We start from the raw sequence: 20,641 nt of genomic DNA, 5'->3' as shown, positions 1-20,641 counted from the left end.
GAGGGCGTAAGCACCGTGTTCGTCGACTTCTTCATCCGCAGGCCCATCTTCGCGGCGGTCTGCTCCATCCTGCTGACGCTGGTGGGCGTGCTGGCCATCCCCACGCTGCCCATCTCGCAGTACCCGGACCTGGCGCCGCCCCAGGTGACGGTCACCGCCAACTACGTGGGCGCCAGCTCCGACGTGGTGGAGACGGCCGTCACCATCCCGCTCGAGCAGGAGCTCAACGGCGTGGAGGGCATGCGCTACATCTCCTCCACGAGCAGCAACGACGGCACCAGCAACATCACCATCACCTTCGAGCCCACGCGCGATCTCGAGGTGGCGGCGGTGGACGTGCAGAACCGCGTCAGCCGCGCCGCCGCGCGCCTGCCCGCGCAGGTGAACCAGACGGGCATCGTCGTCAACAAGGCCTCCAGCCAGCTGCTGATGAGCTTCGGCCTCTACAGCCCCAACGGCACCTACGACTCGAAGTTCCTCAGCAACTACGCGGACGTGAACCTGAAGGACGCCATCAAGCGCGTGCGCGGCGTGGGCGAGGTGCGCATCTTCGGCGAGCGCAAGTTCTCCATGCGCCTGTGGCTGGATCCCACGGAGCTGGCGCGCCGCAAGCTCACCCCGCAGGACGTGCAGCGCGCGCTGCAGGAGCAGAACCTGCAGGTGGCGGCGGGCCAGGTGGGCCAGTCCCCCTCTCGGGAGGATCAGCCCTACCAGCTCGCGGTGCGCGCGCGCGGCCGGCTCATCGAGCCCGAGGAGTTCAACGACATCGTCCTGCAGCGCACCAACGACGGGCGCATCGTCCGCGTGCGGGACGTGGGCCACGCGGAGCTGGGCGCGGAGAACTACGGGCAGATGATGCGCTTCACCGGCTACGAGGGCGTGGGCCTGGGCATCTTCCAGCTCCCCACGGCCAACGCGCTGGACGTGCGCGACGCGGTGACCAAGGAGATGGAGCGGCTGTCCAAGCAGTTCCCGCCGGGCATGGAGTACAAGCCGGGCACGGACACCACGCTGGCGGTGCGCGCCTCCATCAAGGAGGTGGTCCGCACCCTCATCGAGGCCATCATCCTGGTCATCCTGGTCATCTTCCTGTTCCTGCACGGGTGGCGCAGCGTGCTCATCACCGCCATCACCCTGCCGGTGTCGCTGGTGGGCACCTTCGCCTTCGTGAAGCTGTTCGACTTCTCCATCAACACGCTCACCCTCTTCGGCCTGACGCTGGCCACGGGCCTGGTGGTGGATGACGCCATCGTGGTCATCGAGAACATCGAGCGCTTGATGTCCGAGAAGGGGCTGAGCGCCCGACAGGCGGCGCGCGAGGGCATGAAGGAGGTGTCCGGCGCGGTGGTGGCCATCTCCATCGTGCTGGTGGCGGTGTTCGTCCCGGTGGCCTTCTTCCCGGGCACCACGGGCGCCATCTACCGGCAGTTCGCGCTGACGATCGCCGCCTCGGTGGCGCTGTCCACCTTCTGCGCCCTCACCCTCACCCCGGCGCTGAGCGCCCGGCTGCTGCGCCACGGCCACGGGCCGAAGTGGATCGTCTTCCGGAAGATCGACCAGGCGCTCGACTGGACGAAGCGCTCGTACGGGCGGGCGCTGGGCGTGCTGCTCAAGCGGCCGGTGCTGGTGCTGCTGGCCTTCTTCCTGTGCGTGGGCGGCACGGTGGCGCTGTTCCGCGCGGTGCCCACGGGCTTCATCCCCGACGAGGACCAGGGCTACCTCATCATCTCCGTGCAGGGTCCGGACGGCATGTCGCTGGCGCAGACGCAGAAGGTGCTGCTCCAGGTGGAGGACGTGCTGCGGGCCCAGCCCGAGGTGACGACCATGTTCGTCATCGGTGGCTTCTCCTTCACGGGCTCCGGCCCCAACATCGCCACCGCCTTCGTCATGCTCAAGCCCTGGGAGGAGCGCGTGGGCCGGGAGCACTCGGTGGCCGGCATCGTGGAGCGGCTGCGTGGCCCGCTGGGCCGCATCGGCGAGGCGCGCGTGCTGCCCTTCCAGCCGCCGGCCATCCGCGGCGTGGGCCAGGTGGGCGGCTTCCAGTTCATCCTCGAGGACACCTCCGGCACCGGCACGCTGGACAACCTGGGCGCGGCCGTGGCGGAGCTGGTGGCCCGGGGCAACGAGGAAGGCACCCTGCGCGGCGTCTTCTCCTCCTTCACCGCGGACTCGCCGCTGCTGGACGTGGAGGTGGATCGCCAGAAGGCCAAGGCGCTGGGCGTGCCCATCGAGCAGATCTTCAGCACCCTGCAGCTCTACATGGGCAGCCAGTACGTCAACGACTTCAACTACGCCAGCCGCACCTACCGCGTGTACCTGCAGGCCGATCAGCAGTTCCGGGACAGCCCGTCGGACATCGGCTCCTTCTACGTGCGCAGCGACAGTGGGGACATGATCCCGCTGGAGTCCCTGGTGAAGGTGGCGCCCACCACGTCCGCGCAGGTCATCCGCCACTACAACCTGTTCCGCTCGGCGGAGATCAACGGCCAGGGCGCGCCGGGCGTGTCCTCCGGACAGGCGCTGGAGGCCATGGAGACGCTGGCGGCCCAGCACCTCCCCCCGGGCATGACGGCCGAGTGGACGGGCATCAGCCTGGAGCAGAAGGAGAGCGGCGGGCAGACGATCATCATCTTCGCCATGGGCCTGGTCTTCGTGTTCCTGGTGCTCGCGGCGCAGTACGAGAGCTTCAGCCTGCCGTTCGTGGTGATCCTCTCGGTGCCGCTGGCCATCCTGGGCGCGCTGGGGCTGCAGGTGCTGCGCGGGCTGGCCAACGACGTGTTCTGCCAGGTCGGGCTGGTGATGCTGGTGGGGCTCGCCAGCAAGAACGCCATCCTCATCGTGGAGTTCGCCGAGCAGTTGCGCGAGCAGGGCAAGAGCGCCCTGGAGGCGGCCATCGCGGCGGCCGAGGTGCGGCTGCGGCCCATCCTCATGACGTCCATCGCCTTCCTGCTGGGCGTGGTGCCGCTGATGCTGGCCACGGGCGCGGGCTCGGCGGCGCGCAACTCGCTGGGCACGGCCATCTTCGGCGGCATGCTGGTGTCCACCGTGGTCAACCTCATCTTCATCCCCGGGCTGTACGTGCTGGTGCAGCGCCTGCGGGGTGACGCCAGGCGTGCGAGCGCGGACGAGGAAGAGACGGTCGCGCCTGCTCCCTCTCACTGAGGCCCGGTGGGGCCGCGGGCGGGATTGGACCCAGGTCCAGATCGCCTGCGGACCCACGGCTCGTGAGCCCGCCCTCTTGCCGGTCATGCCACTTCCCAGGTTGGCGGGCCGGGCCATCATCGCCACCCTCAGGGCAGACCGGAGCCTTCCCCTCCGGGCCCACTCTCTCCCATGAGGGCGCACGCCATGAAGTTTCCCAGTCACGTCAGCCTCTCCCAAGAGACGCGCGAGGAGCTCATCGAGCTGCTCAACACCTGCCTGGCCAACGCCATCGATCTGCACTGGCAGGTGAAGCAGGCGCACTGGAACGTGCGCGGAAAGCACTTCATCAGCCGGCACGAGCTGTTCGACGCGGTGGCCGACCACGTCCGCAAGCACGCCGACGACTTCGCCGAGCGGGCAGGCGCGCTCGGAGGCTACGCCGAGGGCACCATCCGCCTGGCGATCCGCAACAGCGAGCTCGAGGAGTATGACCTGGCCGCCGTCAGCGGCGAGGAGCACGTCCGGGCCCTGCTCCTCCGCATCACCGCCTACGCGGCCTCCATCCGCCAGGGCATCCACCGCAGCGAGAACCTGGAGGACCCCGTCTCCGAGGACCTCCTCACCCGGATCCTCGCCGAGGTCGAGCAGGACCTATGGTTCCTGGAGAGCCACCTGTATGGCAGCACGGTCCAGGCCTCCCGCCGGGAGGGCACGCCCACCGGCATCCCGGAGGGTCTGCCCCCGCCACCTCACGCCTGACCGGGAGCTGGCGGCCGTGAGCGTCAGGCAGGCGCGGCGACCGGCTGCGCCACATGCTTCACGGGCAGGATGATCCGGAACGTGGTGCCCGCCCCCACCTCGCTGCGCACCTCGATGCGGCCGTGGTGGCGGGCGACGATGCCGGCGGAGAGCGCCAGCCCCAGCCCCGTCCCCTTCCCCACCGGCTTGGTGGTGAAGAACGGCTCGAAGATGCGCTTGAGGTTCTCGGGCGGAATTCCCTCGCCGGTGTCGGAGATCTCGACGAACACGTGCCCGCCATCCTGCCTGCCGGTGCGCACGGTGATCGTCCCTCGCCGGCCCTTGATGGCGTGGGTGGCGTTGACCAGCATGTTCAGGAAGACCTGGTTGAGCTGGGACGGCAGGCACTCCACCTCCGGCAGCTCGCCGTACTCCTTGAGCACGTCCGCCACGTGGCGGACCTCGTTGTGCACGATGTTGAGCGTGCTCTCGAGCCCCTTGTGCAGATCCACCAGGCGCCACCGCGCGTCGTCCACGTGGGAGAACTCCGTCAGGTCCCGGATGATCTGTCGCACCCGGCGGATCCCCTCCGCGGACTCGTCGAGCAGCGACCTGGAGTCCTCCCGGAGGAGCGCCAGGTCCACCTGCTTCTTGACGGTGGCGATGCGCTGGCGGGCGGCCTCGCCGAGCCGCTCCTCCTCCGCCTCGAAGGCGGTGATGAGCTCGAGCAGATCCGTCACGTAGCCGCGCAGGGTGCCCAGGTTGCTGTTCACGAACCCGATGGGGTTGTTGATCTCGTGCGCCAGGCTGGCGGCGAGCTGCCCGATGGTGGCCATCTTCTCCGACTGCAGGAGCTGGCTGTGCGTCTCCTCCAGCTTGCGGAACAGCGCCGCCTGCTCGGCCTTCTCCTGGAGGAGCGCCTCCTCGATGCGCTGCCGGCCCGCAAGCTCGCCGCGCAGCTCGTCGTTGCGCTCCGTCAGCTCCCGGGACATCAGCTCCAGGGAGCGCTCGAGCAGGCGCCCATCCTCGTCCGAGGCCCGGTAGGCGTCGCTCACCGCGGCCAGGAATGGCTCCAGGCCCGGTGGCAGCCGATCCAGCTCACCGAAGAACCGCCGAAGCTGTCGCTCGAGCAGCGGGTGGTAGGTCACGATTCGCTGAACACCGTGAGGGTCATGGTCTGATTGTGGAGCTCGCACGACGTGACGACGCCGTGCGGAGAGATCTCTCCATACGAGTAGAAGCCCGCCAGCGCCGGGTGCGGCCCGAGCACCTCTCGCACGCGCTCCACCTCCTCCTCGACGCGCTGCTTGAACACCATCTTGCGCCCCACGCAGCTGATCAGCACCGCCAGCTCGGGCTGGAAGCGGCCCAGCCGCTCGAGCCCGGCCCGGGCCGCGTCGGCGGCGCCGTCGATGAGGCGCTCGAAGCTGGCCTTCATCAGGCGGGCGTAGCTGCCCTGCGGCATGTCGCCCGCGAAGGTCATGCTCTGCTCCTTCTCGTCGATGCCGAGGATGGTGCGCACGATGACCGAGCCCTCGTGCTTGCCGCGCAGGGCCAGGGGGAAGCGCAGCGCCGTGGCGGGGAGCCCGGCCGCGTGCTCTCCCAGGTACTCCTTGTAGAGGGCCAGCGCCGAGCGACCATCCAGCTCGTAGAGCACGTTGTCCCGGGAGCGGGTGATCAGGCGCTCCGGGCCAAAGGCATCCCAGCCGCCGAGCGAGCCGTAGCCGATGCGCAGCCGCTCGCCGTAGAAGCCGACCGCCGAGACCTGGCCTTCCGCGGGCGGGCCGTTGCCGCACACCACGGTGCGCCCGAAGTCATAGCCATCCCCGGCGAGCCCTCCAGTCACCCCCACCGAGGCGGGCAGGCTCGCGCGCAGCCCGCGCACCAGCTCGGTGCCGTTGACCTTCAGCCCGTCGGAGAGCACCAGGACGTGGGTCAGCCCCGGCGCGAGGAGCGACCGGGCCAGGAACTCACCGGCGACCCGGCTCTGCTCCATGACCTCGACGTGGGAGCGGACCAGCTGGAGGCGGGTGTGCTCGAACGCCACCGCCGTGGCGACCAGGGAGTCGTCCCGCACCACGGTGCCGCAGATCTCCCCCGCGGTGGAGCAGCCCACGATGAGGGCCTCGGGGTACCAGGAGCGAAGCTGCCGCAAGGGCTCGGCCTCCAGCAGCCGCGCGCGCGCGCCGAACAGCAGCACCAGCCGCGCACCCGCTCCGGCGCCGCCTCGCGCCGTGTCGCGCCAGCCGTCCTCCAGGGTCCAGGCCTTCTGATCGACCTTCACGAGACCCTCCCAGGATGAGCCAGGGCGGAGATGTTACCGATCGGGCTCGCGGACGGTCGAGCCGCGCGAGCGCTCGAAGTCAGAATGCGCCGCGGCAACCACCACGAGTGAAGGCACCGACACGTACAGCGCGGCTCCTGCCTCGCGGCGTCTACTCGAGAGGGAGCTCCAAGGTGGCGGTGGCGCCCTTGCCGGGGCCCTCGCTGTCCAGCGTGAGGATGCCACCCAGCATCCGCGCCGCCAGCGCGCTGGAGTGCAGCCCCAGGCCATGGCCGCCCTCGCGCGTCGTGAAGCCCTGGGAGAAGAGCCGGGAGCGGATCTCCGGCGAGATGCCGACGCCGTTGTCCACCACCTGGATGCGCGCCTTGTTCCCTACCGACTCGAGCCGCACGTGCAGCCTGCGCTCCCCCGCGGACACCGAGCTCATGGCGTTCTTGGCGTTGCTGAAGAGGTTGATGAGGATCTGCAGCACCTTGTGCTTCTCCAGGGTCACCGGAGGCAGCGAGGCCAGCTCCTGCGTGACGGTGACGTCATGTCGCCGCAGGGTCGGCAGCTGGATGCTCAGGGCGTCCGCGATGAGCTGGGCCAGATCGCACTCCTCGATGACGAAGGGATCGCGGTGATGGCTCTGCTGGACCCGGACGATGGCGCGGATGTGCTCGAGGTGCTTGTCCATGGCCTCCATGTCCTCGCGGAGCGAGGACTGATCGCGCTGGAGCTCCTCGGACAGGGCGGCGAGGTAGCTCGGCAGCCGGCCCCCGCGAGGATCCTTCGCGAAGAAGCCGGACAGGTCGCCCTTCTGCTCCTCGAGCAGGGCCACCACCTGCTTGAGCCGGTTCGCGCGCGAGGAGTCCACCGTCTTGCGCATCGTCTGGAGGTTGATCACCGCGCTGGTGAGCACGTTGCCGACGTTGTGGAGCACGTTGGCGGCCACCTCGGCCATGCCCGCCGCGCGCGCCGTCTCCATCAGCCGCGCCTGGGCCTGCTTGAGCTCCCGGGTGCGCTCCTCCACGCGCTGCTCCAGCTCGTCGTTGGCCTGGCGCAGCGCGCCCTCCGTGCGCTGGAGCTCGGAGTAGAGCCGGGCGTTCTCGAGAGAGATCGCCGCCTGCGAGGCCAGCGGCCTCAGCAGCGACAGGCGCGCGGCAGTGAAGGCGTTGGCGTGGAGACGGTTCTCCAGGTACAGCACGCCGAGCAGCTCCTCCTGGCGGACCAGCGGCAGGCACAGCACGGAGCGAGCCCTGGCGCGCTGGAACCAGGGATCCGCCGAGAAGGGATGGGGCTGCGAGGTGTCGCCGATGAGCACGTGCTCGCGCGTGCGCCGGATATAGGAGAGGAGCGAGGCCGGCAGCTGGGACTCGTCCATGCCCACGGAGAGGCCCTCGGCCGGGCTGCCCGAGACCGCCACCACCGAATACTTCCCCCCGCGCGGGAGCAGCAGGGCTCCGTCCTGGGCGCCAGCGTTGTCGATGGCGACCAGCAGCAGCGTGGTCGCCAGCCGCTCCAGCACGAGCTCGCCCGAGACGAGCTGCTGGGCCTTGACGAGGCTGACCACGTTGAACAGCTCCGGGTCCGCCTCGAGGGAGTCGCGATCGACGCGATTGGCCGCGGTGGCCAGCTGCGGCCACTGCGCGTCCAGGTGCTTGACCTTGGCGGTGGCGCCCCACTGCAGGTACGCCTCCCGAGCCCTCCTGGCGTAGGTGTCCGCGATCGTCCGCACGCGCCGCTCGCGCCAGTACCGGGCGGCGAGCTCGCTGGCCAGGGCCACGTACTGGATGAAGTCGTGCTCGGTGGCGGCCTCGAGCGCCTCCTCGTAGGCCTGGACCGCCTCCTCGTGCCGGCCGGTGATGCGGGCCAGCTCCGCGCGGACCATTCGCTCGGGCGCGAGGAAGGTCGAGGGAGAGAAGCGGGCCCACTCTCCCAGCTGCTGCTGGTGCCGCCGCAGCTCCTCGAGGCGCTTCGCCCGCTCCTCGGAGGTGAGCGTGCCGAAGCAGGCCGCCACGGTCAGCGCATGGAAGAGGTGCAGATCCAACAGCTGGATCTGGCCGAGCGAGGACCACGCGAGCGCGACCGCCTTGTCCCCCGCCTCGAGCGCCTCGATGAAGGCGCCGGCCATGTAGCGCGCCTGCATCTTGAAGCTCCAGTACCAGCACTGCGCGGTCGTCATCCGCCCGGGCACCAGCTGCTGCTCGAAGGACGTCTCGTCGAACTCCTCCCAGCTCAGCGAGCCGAGCGCGCGCGTGAGCCCGCGCAGGCCCTGCGCGTAGCTCCGGGTGTGCAGGAGGATGTACTGCACATCCATGAAGCCCATCTTCCGCACGAAGGCCAGGCGCGCGCTCGCCTCCTGGGCGATCTCCTCCAGGGGCTGTCCCACCGCGAAGCGGTACGTCACGGCGTGGTAGCTGCAGTAGCAGGCGATCTGGAGATCACTCGCCTGGAGCGCGTGCTGGAACGCTCGCTGGATGGAGTCCTGCGTCCTGGGCAGCGGCTGCGTCCAGGTGCTGATGACCTCCATGATGTAGAGGATCTTCCCTCGCAGGGCGCCGAGCTCATGCCGCTCGACGAGCTCGAGGGCCAGCCGGCCGAAGGCATAGCCCTCGCGGTACCGCTTGAACATGGGCCCCGTCACCACGCCGTACCAGGCGTACGCATGCGCGGCGGCCGCCGTGTTGCCATGCTGGAGGAGGATGAGGAGCATCCGGCACAGCTGCAAGGTGAGCAGCCGGTGGTCGGTGAGGTACGCCGGCAGGAACAGGAGGCTGAGGACGCTCATCAGCACCTCCATGTCCGGATCCGCCATGCGCGGCAGGTCGGCGAGGCTCTCGATGGGCCGATCCCCGAGCATGGCCCACAGCTCGTCGTTGGCGGCCTTCACCTCCTCCCAGGAGGGGCGCAGCGACATGGACATGCCCATCTGCGCCAGGCACTCCAGCAGACACTCCGCGGCGGCCTCGATCTCGCCCGAGGCGATGAGCAGCATGCTCTTCAGGCGGTAGACGCCCCCCATCTCCACGCGGGTGCGGGCCCGGGTCAGCAGCTCCTCCACCCGGCGACGGGCCTCGACGGCGTTGCCGCTCATCAAGTCACAGGTCGCCTGCTCGAGCTGGAACGTGAAGGCCAGCTTGGGCTCCGTCTCCCAGGGGCTGCCCGGGAGCAGCTGGAAGGCCGTCGCGAAGTACGCGCTGGCCGAGCGGAAGGCGGTGGAGACCTTGGCCTTGCGGCCCGCGTCCGCGTTCAGGAGCGCCAGGCGGCGGCGCTCCGCGGGAGCGTCGATCAGCTCCGCGCCCGCGTTGAGCTGGCTCACGACGCCGAAGAGCTTCTCCGGCAGGGCCTCGGGAGGAATGCTCGCCAGCAGCAGCCGGCCGATGCGCAGGTGGATGGCCTTGCGGTCCGGCTCGGGGATGAGGGCGTAGGCCGCCTGCTGGATGCGGTCATGCAGGAAGCGGTAGTGGTCCTGGCCGGCGCGCACCACCATGCCCTCCTGGAGCGCGGGCTCCAGGCCCTGCTCCAGCTCGGAGCCCTCCGCGAGATCGGAGATGAGGTGCAGCAGGGAGCGCGTGAACGAGCTGCCCACGCAGGCCGCCAGCCGCAGCAGGTGCTGGGTCCGCGGCGGGAACTGCCGCAGCTTGCCCACCATGAAGTCGACGACGTTGTCGGAGTAGCCCCGGGCCTGGATGCCCTCGGCATCCCAGCGCCAGGAGCCCTCGGGGGTGCGCACCAGGAGCCCGTCCTGGTTGAGCGTCTGAAGGAGCTGCAGCAGGAAGAAGGGGTTGCCCCCCGTCTTGGCCCGGACGACGACCGCCAGGGGCCCGACGAGCTCCGGCCCCGCTCCGGGGAGCGTATCGGCGACCAGCTGCCGCACCTCCTCGAGGCTCAGCGGCTCCAGCTGGACCTCCGTGGTCCGCACACCCGCCTTGCGCAGCTCCGTCAGCACCTGCCGCAGCGGGTGGGCGGCGTCCACCTCGTTGTCGCGGTAGGCGCCGATCCACAGCACCGGCGGCGTCTCCGGGTGGGTGAGCAGGTGCTGGATGAGCTGCAGGCTGGCCAGATCCGCCCACTGCAGATCATCCAGGAAGATGACGAGCGGGTGCTCCGGGGTCGCGAAGACACCCAGGGACTTGCGGAAGACGGTGTTGAAGCGGTGCTGGGCCTGGGCCGGAGGCAGCTCCTGCATCGGCGGCTGCCTGCCCGCGACGAGCTCCAGCTGCGGCACCACGTCCACCAGGAGCTGCCCGTACCCCTCCCACGCCTCCTTCAGGAGCCCGCTCCAGCGGGCCAGCGCCTCGTCGCTGCCCGCCAGCAGCTGCTGTGTCAGCCCGCGGAGGGCCTGCGCCAGCGTGGCATAGGGGATGTTGCGCTGGAGCTGATCGAACTTGCCGCTGAGGAAGAACCCGCGCTGGCGCACCACCGGCTTGTGCAGCTCGTTCACCACCGCGGACTTGCCGATGCCCGAGTAGCCGCGCACCAGCACCAGCTCTGGCTTCCCGGCCCGCGCCACGCGCTCGAAGCTCTGGAGCAGCAGGGCGGCGTGCGTGTCCCGCCCGTACAGGCGCTGCGGGAGCTGGAAGCGGTTGGGGAAGTCATGCCCGCCGATCGCGAAGTCCTCGTGCACGCCCCGGCGCACGCTCTCCTGGCAGCGATCGAGATCCGCCTTGAGCCCCTCCGCGCTCTGGTAGCGCTCCTCGGCGACCTTCGCCAACAGCTTCGACACGATGGCGGACAGGATGGGCGGCAGGCCCGGCACCCGCTCGCTCAGCGGCGGAGGCACCCGCGCCATGTGGGCATGGAACCACTCGAGCGCGTCGCTCGCCTGGAACGGCAGGCTCCCCGCCAGCAGCTCGTAGAGGGTGACGCCCAGCGAGTACAGATCCGTGCGGTAGTCCACCGACCGGTTCATGCGCCCGGTCTGCTCCGGAGACATGTACGCCAGCGTCCCTTCGATGTGGGGCGCGGGGGCCGCCTCCACGTGCTCGACGAGCTGGAACGTCGCGATCCCGAAGTCGATGAGACATGTCTCACCCGAGGGCGTGACGAGGATGTGGGCGGGCTTGATGTCCTTGTGGATGACGCCGCGCCGGTGGAGCGCGGCCAGGGTGCTGGCCAGGGAGACGGCCACGTCCAGGGCCTGGGCCACCGCGAGCGGCCGCCCCGTCAGCTCGGACAGCGGCACCCCCTCCACCGGCTCCATCAGGAGCACGGGCCGGTCCTGGATCTGCTCGTAGCCGACGACGCGGGCCACGCCCCGCACGTCACGCAGGCGCTGGAGGATCCGGAACTCGCGGCGATAGCGCTCGGCCTCACGCGGGGCCGGAGAGACGGACGTGGGCGTCTTGAGCATCACCGACGCGCCGTCCCGCTCACGCACCCCGTAGCAGAGCAGGTGGGTGCCCGTGGCCCTCACAGCACCTCGAAGCGTGTAACCGGGCAGAGTCAACATAGGGAGCGCGGCGGAAATCTGAGTAAATCAATATTTCATGATACACCGAGAATCGGGGAATGCGTATTGCAGGACCGTGGTAAAGAGGTCCTGCCCCCATGACTACCGCCACGGTCCTGGTCGTTGACGACGACCGCGCCAATCTCGACTCCGTCGCCCGCATCTTCCAGCGAGAGGGGCTCGCCACCCTCTCCGCCTCTAATGGCACCGAAGCCCTGGACTTGCTGCGCAAGCCCGAGGTCAGCGTCATGGTGACGGATCTGATGATGCCCGGCATGGACGGCCAGGAGCTGCTCAAGGCCGCGCGCGCCATCCGCCCGGACGTGGAGGTGGTGCTGATGACGGCCTACGCCACGGTGGAGACGGCCGTGGCCGCCATGAAGGACGGCGCCTACGACTTCATCACCAAGCCGCTCAAGCGCCACTCGCTGGTGAAGGCCGTGCAGAAGGCGCTGGAGAAGCAGGCCCTCGTCGCGGAGAACAAGTCCCTCAAGGCGAAGCTGGCGGAGATCGGCGCCTCGGGCGGCAAGGCCATGGTGGGCCAGTCCCCGGCCTTCCGGGCCATGATGGACACGCTGCGCCAGGCCGCGCCCTCCACGGCCACCGTGCTGCTGATCGGCGAGTCCGGCACCGGCAAGGAGCTGGCCGCCCGCGCCCTGCACGAGCACTCCACCCGCGCCAAGGGCCCCTTCATCGCCGTCAACTGCGCCGCCCTGCCCGAGAGCATCCTCGAGGCGGAGCTGTTCGGCGTGGAGCGCGGCGCCTACACCGGCGCGGTGGCTCGCCGCGAGGGCCGCTTCGAGCGCGCCCACGGCGGCACCCTCTTCCTGGATGAAGTCGGAGAGATGCCGCTGTCGGCCCAGGTGAAGCTCTTGCGCGTGCTCCAGGAGGGAGAGATCGAACGGCTGGGTGGCACCCAGACGGTGAAGGTGGACGTGCGCCTGGTGGCCGCCACCAACAAGGATCTCCAGAAGGAGGTGGCCGAGGGCCGCTTCCGCGAGGACCTGTACTACCGCCTCAACGTGGTGGAGATCCGCGTCCCCGCGCTGGCCTCGCGCCGCGAGGACATCCCCCTGCTGGCGGACGCCTTCCTGCGCCGCTTCGCCGCCAAGAACAGCAAGTCGCTGCGCGGCTTCTCCGAGGAGGCCCTGCGCATCCTGGAGAACTACGCCTGGCCGGGAAACGTGCGAGAGCTCGAGCACGCCGTGGAGCGCGCGGTCGTCCTGGCCCGGGGCGAGGTGCTGGAGGCCAGCGACCTGCCCGAGAGCGTGCGCAAGGGCCCCCTGGGCTCGGCGGGCCAGCTGATCATCCCCATCGGCACCCCCATGGAGGAAGTCGAGCGCCGGGTGATCCACGAGACGCTGCGCCACACCAAGGGGGACAAGACGCTGGCCGCCCGCCTGCTCGGCATCGCCGCGCGCACCATCTACCGCAAGCTGGAGCGCGAGGCCTCGGGCCTGCCCTCCGAGCGAGAGCCGGACGCCCCCGAGGAGCGGGAGCCGCCCTCCCAGGACGAATGACAGCCCGTCACACCCTCCCCCGCCCGGTTTTGACAAATTGTCCGAAGCCCCGGCACCCCCTGCCCGCCCGCCCCGGGTGTCGCCCCCACCTGGAATAATTTCGAGCACTTGGCCGTAGGCCACGGGCTGTTTGCCGCCCCTGGAGTGGCACCCGGCTTGCTCAATCCCCCGTAGCTTCCCCTGGACTCCCTGATGGAACTCTTCTTCCGCAAGTACTTCTGGACCGTGAACCTCGTGTTCATCCTGCTCGTCGCCTGGATGGTGGCGCGCACGGCGAACCTGTTCGTGGAATCCAAGATCGCGCCGGAGGCCAGCACGGAACCAGCGGCGCGCACCCCTCAGCGCGTCAAGGAAGCCGAGCGGCTGGCCTCGCTGGAGCTGGAGGCCCTGTCCCGGCTGACGGGCATCAAGATCCCCGAGCCCGAGCCCGTGGTGCAGGAGCCCACCGCGGCGACGCCCACGTACGACGACAACGCCGAGCCGGTGAAGAGCGGCCTGCGCGTGAAGCTGCTCGGCACGCTGGTGGCCTCCGACAAGAACTGGTCCTTCGCCTCCGTGCAGGACATGGTCACCCAGCGCTCGCAGACGTACATGGTCGGCGACCGCATCCAGGGCGCGGAAGTCACGGACATCCAGCGCGAGCGCGTCATCGTCATCAACAACAGCCGCAAGGAGTTCATCGACGGCCAGCCGGGTGACGGCAGCACGCCGGCGCCCGCCTTCACGCCGCCTCCGGTGGCCGCCGCCACGCCCGCGCCCAACAGCGGGCTGGGCACGGGCATCCGCGCCACCAGCGAGAACGAGTACGAGGTGCCGCGCGGAGAGATCGACAAGACGCTGGCCAACCTCAACGAGGTGGCCATGCAGGCGCGCATCGTGCCGGCCTTCAAGGACGGGCAGGCCCAGGGCTTCAAGCTCTTCTCCATCCGCCCGGACTCCATCTATTCGAAGATCGGCGTCCAGAACGGCGACGTCATCCGCCGCATCAACGGCTTCGACCTGAACAGCCCCGAGAAGGCGCTCGAGGTCTACTCGAAGCTCAAGGAATCCTCCCGCATCGAGATCGAGATCGAGCGCAACGGCACGCCGATCCGCAAGACGTACAACGTCCGTTAACCCCCGCAGTGCAAGCCCTTCCATGAAGACGCTCTCGCCCTGGTCGCTCCTGCTTTGCCTTGCGCTGGCTTCCTCGCCCGCCCTGGCGCAGCGCCGCCCGCCGCCCGCTGGCACCCCTGCTCAAGGGGACCGACAGATCAACCCGCAGCCCGCTCCTGGCGTCGTCGCCAGCGGCGAAGGCGCTCCGAAGGCGGAGGGGCGCACCACGCCCACCTGCGAGGAGGCCCGCCGCCGCGCCCGCTACGGCATCTACTTCGACAAGGTGGACATCGAGAAGCTGGTGCAGACCGTCTCGGACGCCACCTGCAAGACGTTCATCCTCCCGGAGAACGTGCGCGGGAAGATCTCCATCATCGGCCCGGAGAACGGGCGGGTGGAGGTGGACGCGGACTCCTTCTACGCCGCGTTCCTCGCCGCGCTCGACTCCAACGGCCTGGCCGTCTACCCGCACGGCCGCTTCCTGAAGATCGTCGACAAGCGCTCGGCCAAGCAGAACCCCATCCCGACGATCGTGGACGGCGAGACGCCGTACACGACGAACGAGCAGATGGTGACCAAGCTCTTCAAGATCCGCTACGTCGAGGTGGAGCCGCTGCGCGGGGTGCTCCAGCAGCTGGTCTCCAAGGACGGCGACACCATCCCGTACCCGCCGGACACCGTCATCGTCAACGACGTGGGCTCCAACATGCACCGCCTGGAGCGCATCATCAACCAGCTGGACACGCGCGCCTCCAGCGACGAGCTGCGCGTCATCCAGGTGCAGTTCGCCACCGCGCAGGAGGTGGCCAGCACGGTGCAGAAGCTCTTCGAGGCCAAGTCCCGCCCGGGCCAGCGCACCGGTGGCTTCGTGCCCAGCGTCTCCCCGGGCGCGCCTCCGGGCGAGGTCGCCGCCGCCGGCGGGCAGGACAGCGGTGGCGCGGTGACGCTGTCGCAGATCATCCCGGATGAGCGCACCAACAAGCTCATCATCGTGGCCAGCCCCGCCGCCTTCGAGCGCATCCAGCAGATCGTCCGCGAGGTGGACGTGCCCACCGAGTCGGGCGGCCGCATCAACGTCTACCCGCTGGAGAACGCGGACGCCGAGGAGCTGGCCAGCACGCTGCAGTCGCTGGCGCAGGGCACCGCCAACCGGCCGCGCACGCCCACCCCGCAGCCGCCCCCGGGCGGTGGCATCCGCAACCCCACGGTGGCCGCCGAGCTGTTCTCCGGCGAGGTGAAGATCTCCGCGGACAAGTCCACCAACGCGCTGGTCATCGTCGCCAGCCAGTCGGACTTCAAGAACATCGTCCGCGTCATCGAGCAGCTGGACATCCCGCGGCGCCAGGTCTTCGTCGAGGCCGTCATCATGGAGGTCAACCTGGACCGCAACTCCGAGTTCGGCATCAACTTCCACAGCGGCTACAAGCTGAACACGGACCAGGGCGCGGTGCCGGGCCTGTTCGGCACCAAGTACACCAGCCAGGGCCTGCCGCCCTCGTTCTCGCTGGCGAACCTGGCCAGCTTCGGCGGCTTCCTGGCGGGCCTGCAGGGCCCCGTCATCCCCGAATTGCAGAAGCTGGGCATCGACATCCCCGCCTTCGGCGTGGTGCTGCACGCGCTGCAGCAGAGCTCGGACGTGAACGTGCTCTCCACCCCGCACATCCTCACCAGCGACAACGAGGAGGCGGAGATCACCGTGGGCCAGAACGTGCCCTTCCAGGCCGGCTTCTCGCCCAGCTCGCTGGGCGGCCTGGGCGGCCTGGGCACCGGCACCACCGGCACCACCGGCACCAACTCCCTGCTCGGCAGCCTCGGCGGCCTGGGCTCGCTGTTCGCCCCCATCACCCGCCAGAACGTGGAGCTGAAGCTCACCGTCAAGCCGCAGATCAACGAGAGCGACTTCATCCGCCTGGTCATCACCGAGCAGACGGAGGAGATCGCCTCCAGCGATCCGGTGCTCGGCCCCACCACCTCCAAGCGCAGCGCGAAGACGACGGTGGTGGCCAAGGATCAGGAGACGGTCGTCATCGGCGGCATCATGCAGGACCGCACCATCGAGTCGGTCGCCAAGGTGCCGGTGCTGGGAGACGTGCCCCTGCTGGGCCACCTGTTCCGCCAGACGACGCGCAAGAAGACGAAGACCAACCTGCTGCTGTTCCTGACGCCCTACATCATCAAGGACCAGTCGGACTTCCGTGCCATCTTCGAGCGCAAGATGAGGGAGCGGCAGCAGTTCGTGGAGGAGTTCTACGGCCAGGTGCCGGGCTACGACGTGGCCGTGGACTTCAGCCGCAAGCCGGGCCCGCTGTCGCGCATGAACCAGTCCATGCTGCGCGAGCAGCAGCGGGTGGAGAACGGCGGCCCGGGCAGCCCCGGCGAGCGCGTCATCAAGCCGAGCGGCCAGGGCTCCACGCGCCCCGTCGCCCCGTCGCCAGGCGGCCAGGCGCCCGCCGACGCTCCGGGAGGGGCGGCTACCGAGACCGCACCGAGCGCGCCGCCGGCTGGGGACGCACCCGCGGTGGAGACGGGAACGGAGGTGCGGGAAGTCCCGCCGCCTCCCCAGGGTTCGGAGGGATCAGTGCCCCCGCCTGAATCCCCCGAGAGACTGCGTATCCAGCCGGATACGGCTGGTGAGGGGATGAGAACCCCATGAACGTGACGACCGACGCCACCCCCACCGCTGCCCAGCCCACCGAGGCCGTCCCGCCGCGCAACGACGCCACCCAGGTCGTCTCCAACGGCCCGGCCTTCCTGTCCGGCCGCCCGATCGGAGAGATCCTCCGCGTCACCATGGGCCTGCCCGAGGACAAGCTCCAGGAGGCGCTCGCCGCGCAGGCGGAGAAGGGCGGCCGGCTGGGCGAGGTGCTCGTGGGCATCAAGGCCGCGACCGAGGAGGACGTGGCCAAGGCGCTCGGTCTCCAGCTGGATCTGCCCTACCTCCAGCGCATCTTCGTGGAGGAGGTGGACCCGGAGCTGGTGAAGAAGGTCCCCATCAACTTCGCCAAGCAGGCGAAGATCATCCCCCTGTCGCTGCAGAAGGACGACTCCATCGCCATCGCGGTGGCCGACCCGCTGGACACCGCGGCGATGGACCACGCGCGCATGCTGCTGGGCGCCTCGCTGGACACGCGCATCGCGCTGGCCTCCACCATCGTGGACGCCATCAACAGCGTGTATGACCGGTCCATCAACGAGGCCGAGCAGCTCGTGGACGAGATGGAGGCCACGGACCTGGACTCGCTGGCCCATGAGCTGGAGGAGCCCAAGGACCTGCTGGACACGGACGACGAGGCGCCCGTCATCCGGCTGGTGAACTCCGTGCTCTTCCGCGCCGCCAAGGAGCGCGCCAGCGACATCCACATCGAGCCGATGGACCGCGAGCTGATGGTGCGCTTCCGGGTGGACGGCGTCCTCCAGGAGATCATCAAGCCGCCCAAGCGCTACCAGAACTCCATCGTCAGCCGCGTCAAGGTGATGGGGCAGCTGAACATCGCCGAGAAGCGCCTGCCGCAGGACGGCCGCATCCGCATCAAGCTGGCCGGCCGCGACATCGACATCCGTCTGTCCACCATCCCCACCTCGCACGGCGAGCGCATCGTCATGCGTCTGCTGGACAAGACGTCCACGCTGCTGGACCTGTCCGAGATCGGCATGGCCCAGCACACGCTGTCGGGGATGGAAGCGGTCATCAAGCGCTCGCACGGCATCATCCTCGTCACGGGCCCCACCGGCTCCGGCAAGACGACGACGCTCTACGGCGCCCTGTCGAAGATCAACACCCCGGACCTCAACATCCTCACCGTCGAGGACCCGGTGGAGTACCAGCTCAAGGGCATTGGCCAGATGGCCATCAACCCGAAGATCGGGCTGACGTTCGCCCAGGGGCTGCGCTCCTTCCTCCGCCAGGATCCGGACGTCATCATGGTGGGCGAGATCCGCGACAAGGAGACGGCGGAGATCGCCATCCAGGCGTCCCTCACGGGCCACCTGGTGTTCTCCACGGTGCACACCAACGACGCGGCCGGCGCCGTCACCCGTCTGGTGGACATGGGCGTGGAGCCCTTCCTGGTGGCCTCGTCGCTGACGGCCATCCTGGCGCAGCGTCTGGTGCGCCGCGTGTGCCCGGACTGCCGCGTCCAGTACACGCCCACGGACGACGAGCTCAAGGAGCTGACCCACACTCGCGCCTCCCTCAAGGAGCGCTACGGGGTGGACAAGATCTACAAGGCCGCCGGCTGCCCCAACTGCAACCGCTCCGGCTACCGCGGCCGGACGGGCATCTACGAGCTGCTGCTCGTGGACGACGACGTGCGCCAGCTGGTGCTGAAGAACGTGGACGCGTCCACCATCAAGAAGGCCGCCATGAGCAAGGGCATGCGCACGCTGCTGGAGGATGGCGCGCGCAAGGTGGCCCTGGGAGAGACGACCATCGCCGAGGTCCTCAGCATCACTCAGGAGGACATCTAGCCACCGCCCCTCCTGGGAGGGGCTGGGGTGAGTCACCATGCCGGTCTTCGAATACAGAGGTCTGAATACCGCGGGCAAGACCGTCAAGGGCCTGCTCGAGGCGGAGTCCCCCAAGACGCTGCGCGCGCAGCTGCGCAAGGACGGCATCTTCCTCACGGACGTGCTGGGCCAGGCGGAGGGCAGCCGCGGCGCGGTGATGAAGGGCTCGGGCGCCGCGGTGGCCGCGCGCGACATCGACCTGCGCAAGCTGGCCGGTGGGCGCATCAACACCGACGACATCGCCATCACCACGCGCCAGCTGGCCACGCTGCTGGGCGCGGGCGTCACCCTGGTGGAGTCGCTCACCGCCCTGGTGGACCAGGTGGAGAAGGAGCGCCTCAAGCGCGTGCTGTCGGACGTGAAGCAGCGCGTGAACGAGGGCTCCTCGCTGGCGGACGCGCTCGGCAAGCACCAGAAGGTGTTCGGCTCGCTCTACGTGAACATGGTGCGCGCCGGCGAGGCCTCGGGCGCGCTGGACACGGTGCTCCTGCGCCTGGCCGACTTCACCGAGAGCCAGGCCCGGCTGCGGCAGAAGATCGTCGGCACCATGCTCTACCCCGCCATCATGATGGTGGTGGGCGGCGGCATCCTCGTGCTGCTGATGACGGTGGTCGTCCCCAAGGTGACGAAGATCTTCACGGACACGGGCGCCCCGCTGCCCATCACCACGAAGATGCTCATCGCCTTCAGCAACGCGCTGCAGGACTGGTGGTTCATCATCTTCCCGGGGATCGCGCTGTCCATCGTCGCGGCGGTGACGTACTTCCGCAGCCCCGCCGGCAAGCCCAAGTGGGACCAGTTCGCGCTCAAGGCGCCCGTCTTCGGCAGCCTGGTGCGGCTGCTGGCCATCTCGCGTTTCGCGCGCACCCTGGCCACGCTGCTCAAGAGCGGTGTGCCGCTGCTGGCCGCCATGGACATCGTCAAGGCGGTGATGACCAACTCCGTGCTGGCGGACGTGGTGGAGAAGGCGCGCGACTCCATCCGCGAGGGCGAGAGCATCTCCAACCCGCTCAAGCGCTCCGGGCAGTTCCCGCCGCTGGTGTACCACATGGTCGCCATCGGTGAGCGCTCCGGCCAGCTGGAGGACATGCTGGTGTCCGTGGCGGACAGCTACGAGACGCAGGTGAACGTGCGCATCGGCGCCCTCACCTCGCTGCTCGAGCCCATCCTCATCGTGATGATGGGCGCGGTGATTGCATTCGTGGCCTTCTCGATCCTGATGCCGATCCTGCAGGTGAACTCGGTCATCCGGTAACTGGAGAGAAGGCGATGAACGACACGCTCGACCGGTGGATCCAACGCGTCACCCTGGCGGCCATGGTCGCCCTGGCGGCGACCCTGCTGGCCGTGGGGGTGGTCCTCTATGCCTCGGACTCCGAGGCGCGCGGGCCCGCGGTGGAGACCACCCAGAGCGTGCCGTGACACAAAGGCTCGGCGGGGCCCAGGGGCCCTGCCAGAAAGTCAATCGAGGGAGACGATGGACCAGACGATGACGAAGCGGAAGCAGCAGCGCCGCCGCAGCCGCGGCATGACCCTGATCGAGATCATGGTGGTGATCACCATCCTGGGCCTCATCGCCGCGGCGGTGGGCGTGGCGGTCATTCCTCAGCTCAACCAGGCCCGCCGGGATCGCGCGGAGCTGGACATCAAGAACATCCAGAACGCGCTCAAGCTCTACTACACGAAGAAGGGCAACTACCCGGACACGGGCACGGGCCTCAAGGGGCTGGTGGACATGCAGGCGCTCGAGGCGATCCCCAGGGATCCCTGGAACAACGAGTACGTCTACATGAACGAGGGCGGCAAGCCGGTCATCATCTCCTACGGCGCGGACGGCACCTCCGGCGGCGAGGGCAACGACGCGGACATCTCGTCCAAGAGCCTGGGCTCCGGCAACGCCCAGAAGTAGTCGGCACGCGA

Annotated in this window: 12 protein-coding genes; 9 read left to right on the top strand and 3 right to left on the bottom strand. The window is 69.2% G+C overall.

Annotated features, from left to right (window positions below; all coding sequences use genetic code 11):
- Positions 1-15 precede the first annotated feature (15 nt).
- Both KY572_RS42255 and dps read left to right on the top strand, forming a co-directional pair.
- Positions 16-3,162, top strand: coding sequence for an efflux RND transporter permease subunit (locus tag KY572_RS42255; RefSeq protein ID WP_224249445.1), 3,147 nt, complete (start codon positions 16-18; stop codon positions 3,160-3,162).
- Between the two features lie 186 nt (positions 3,163-3,348).
- The gene (dps, locus tag KY572_RS42250) at positions 3,349-3,903 is read left to right on the top strand and encodes a DNA starvation/stationary phase protection protein Dps (RefSeq protein WP_224249444.1); all 555 of its coding nucleotides are present in this window, start codon (positions 3,349-3,351) and stop codon (positions 3,901-3,903) included.
- Positions 3,904-3,926: 23 nt separating this feature from the next.
- Here dps and KY572_RS42245 read toward each other — a convergent pair whose 3' ends face one another.
- The 3 genes from KY572_RS42245 to KY572_RS42235 all read right to left on the bottom strand — a co-directional run bounded on the left by KY572_RS42245 (position 3,927) and on the right by KY572_RS42235 (position 11,600).
- Positions 3,927-5,030 (bottom strand): ATP-binding protein, encoded by a 1,104-nt coding sequence (locus tag KY572_RS42245; protein ID WP_224249443.1) that lies wholly within the window; start codon positions 5,028-5,030, stop codon positions 3,927-3,929.
- Positions 5,027-6,166 carry an FIST signal transduction protein gene (locus KY572_RS42240; protein ID WP_224249442.1) on the bottom strand — a complete coding sequence of 380 codons (1,140 nt, stop codon included), beginning with the start codon at positions 6,164-6,166 and terminating at the stop codon, positions 5,027-5,029. Before KY572_RS42240 ends, KY572_RS42245 begins: the two co-directional genes overlap by 4 nt.
- A gap of 151 nt (positions 6,167-6,317) precedes the next feature.
- Positions 6,318-11,600 (bottom strand): trifunctional serine/threonine-protein kinase/ATP-binding protein/sensor histidine kinase, encoded by a 5,283-nt coding sequence (locus KY572_RS42235; RefSeq protein ID WP_224249441.1) that lies wholly within the window; start codon positions 11,598-11,600, stop codon positions 6,318-6,320.
- A gap of 98 nt (positions 11,601-11,698) precedes the next feature.
- Here KY572_RS42235 and KY572_RS42230 point away from each other — a divergent pair, with 98 nt between their 5' ends.
- From KY572_RS42230 to gspG, 7 genes are all read left to right on the top strand, one after another.
- Entirely contained in the window at positions 11,699-13,120 is a 1,422-nt protein-coding gene (locus KY572_RS42230; protein WP_224249440.1) for a sigma-54-dependent transcriptional regulator, read from the top strand.
- 192 nt (positions 13,121-13,312) lie between these two features.
- Positions 13,313-14,236: a type II secretion system protein GspC gene (gene gspC, locus KY572_RS42225; RefSeq protein ID WP_224249439.1), complete on the top strand. Its 924-nt coding sequence runs from the start codon at positions 13,313-13,315 to the stop codon at positions 14,234-14,236.
- Positions 14,237-14,258: 22 nt separating this feature from the next.
- Positions 14,259-16,868: a type II secretion system secretin GspD gene (gene gspD / locus KY572_RS42220; RefSeq protein ID WP_224249438.1), complete on the top strand. Its 2,610-nt coding sequence runs from the start codon at positions 14,259-14,261 to the stop codon at positions 16,866-16,868.
- Complete coding sequence (gene gspE, locus KY572_RS42215; RefSeq protein WP_224249437.1) at positions 16,865-18,682, top strand: type II secretion system ATPase GspE; 1,818 nt, start codon at positions 16,865-16,867, stop codon at positions 18,680-18,682. The genes gspD and gspE overlap by 4 nt, the downstream gene beginning before the upstream one ends.
- A gap of 37 nt (positions 18,683-18,719) precedes the next feature.
- Positions 18,720-19,976, top strand: a complete 1,257-nt coding sequence (gene gspF, locus KY572_RS42210) for a type II secretion system inner membrane protein GspF (RefSeq protein WP_224249436.1) — start codon at positions 18,720-18,722, stop codon at positions 19,974-19,976.
- 14 nt (positions 19,977-19,990) lie between these two features.
- On the top strand, positions 19,991-20,143 hold the full coding sequence (locus KY572_RS42205; RefSeq protein WP_224249435.1) for a hypothetical protein: 153 nt from the start codon (positions 19,991-19,993) through the stop codon (positions 20,141-20,143).
- Between the two features lie 55 nt (positions 20,144-20,198).
- Entirely contained in the window at positions 20,199-20,630 is a 432-nt protein-coding gene (gspG, locus tag KY572_RS42200; RefSeq protein WP_224249434.1) for a type II secretion system major pseudopilin GspG, read from the top strand.
- Positions 20,631-20,641: the final 11 nt, after the last annotated feature.

The organism is Hyalangium gracile, assembly GCF_020103725.1.
GTDB lineage: Bacteria > Myxococcota > Myxococcia > Myxococcales > Myxococcaceae > Hyalangium > Hyalangium gracile.
This window is presented reverse-complemented; position numbering and strand designations above follow the sequence as displayed.

Coding starts and splice junctions, on each gene's coding strand:
- gspD (WP_224249438.1), top strand. CDS start 14,259: ATGAAGACGCTCTCGCCCTGGTCGCTCCTGCTTTGCCTTGCGCTGGCT.
- gspF (WP_224249436.1), top strand. CDS start 18,720: ATGCCGGTCTTCGAATACAGAGGTCTGAATACCGCGGGCAAGACCGTC.
- KY572_RS42205 (WP_224249435.1), top strand. CDS start 19,991: ATGAACGACACGCTCGACCGGTGGATCCAACGCGTCACCCTGGCGGCC.
- gspG (WP_224249434.1), top strand. CDS start 20,199: ATGGACCAGACGATGACGAAGCGGAAGCAGCAGCGCCGCCGCAGCCGC.
- gspE (WP_224249437.1), top strand. CDS start 16,865: ATGAACGTGACGACCGACGCCACCCCCACCGCTGCCCAGCCCACCGAG.
- dps (WP_224249444.1), top strand. CDS start 3,349: ATGAAGTTTCCCAGTCACGTCAGCCTCTCCCAAGAGACGCGCGAGGAG.
- KY572_RS42235 (WP_224249441.1), bottom strand. CDS start 11,600: ATGTTGACTCTGCCCGGTTACACGCTTCGAGGTGCTGTGAGGGCCACG.
- gspC (WP_224249439.1), top strand. CDS start 13,313: ATGGAACTCTTCTTCCGCAAGTACTTCTGGACCGTGAACCTCGTGTTC.
- KY572_RS42230 (WP_224249440.1), top strand. CDS start 11,699: ATGACTACCGCCACGGTCCTGGTCGTTGACGACGACCGCGCCAATCTC.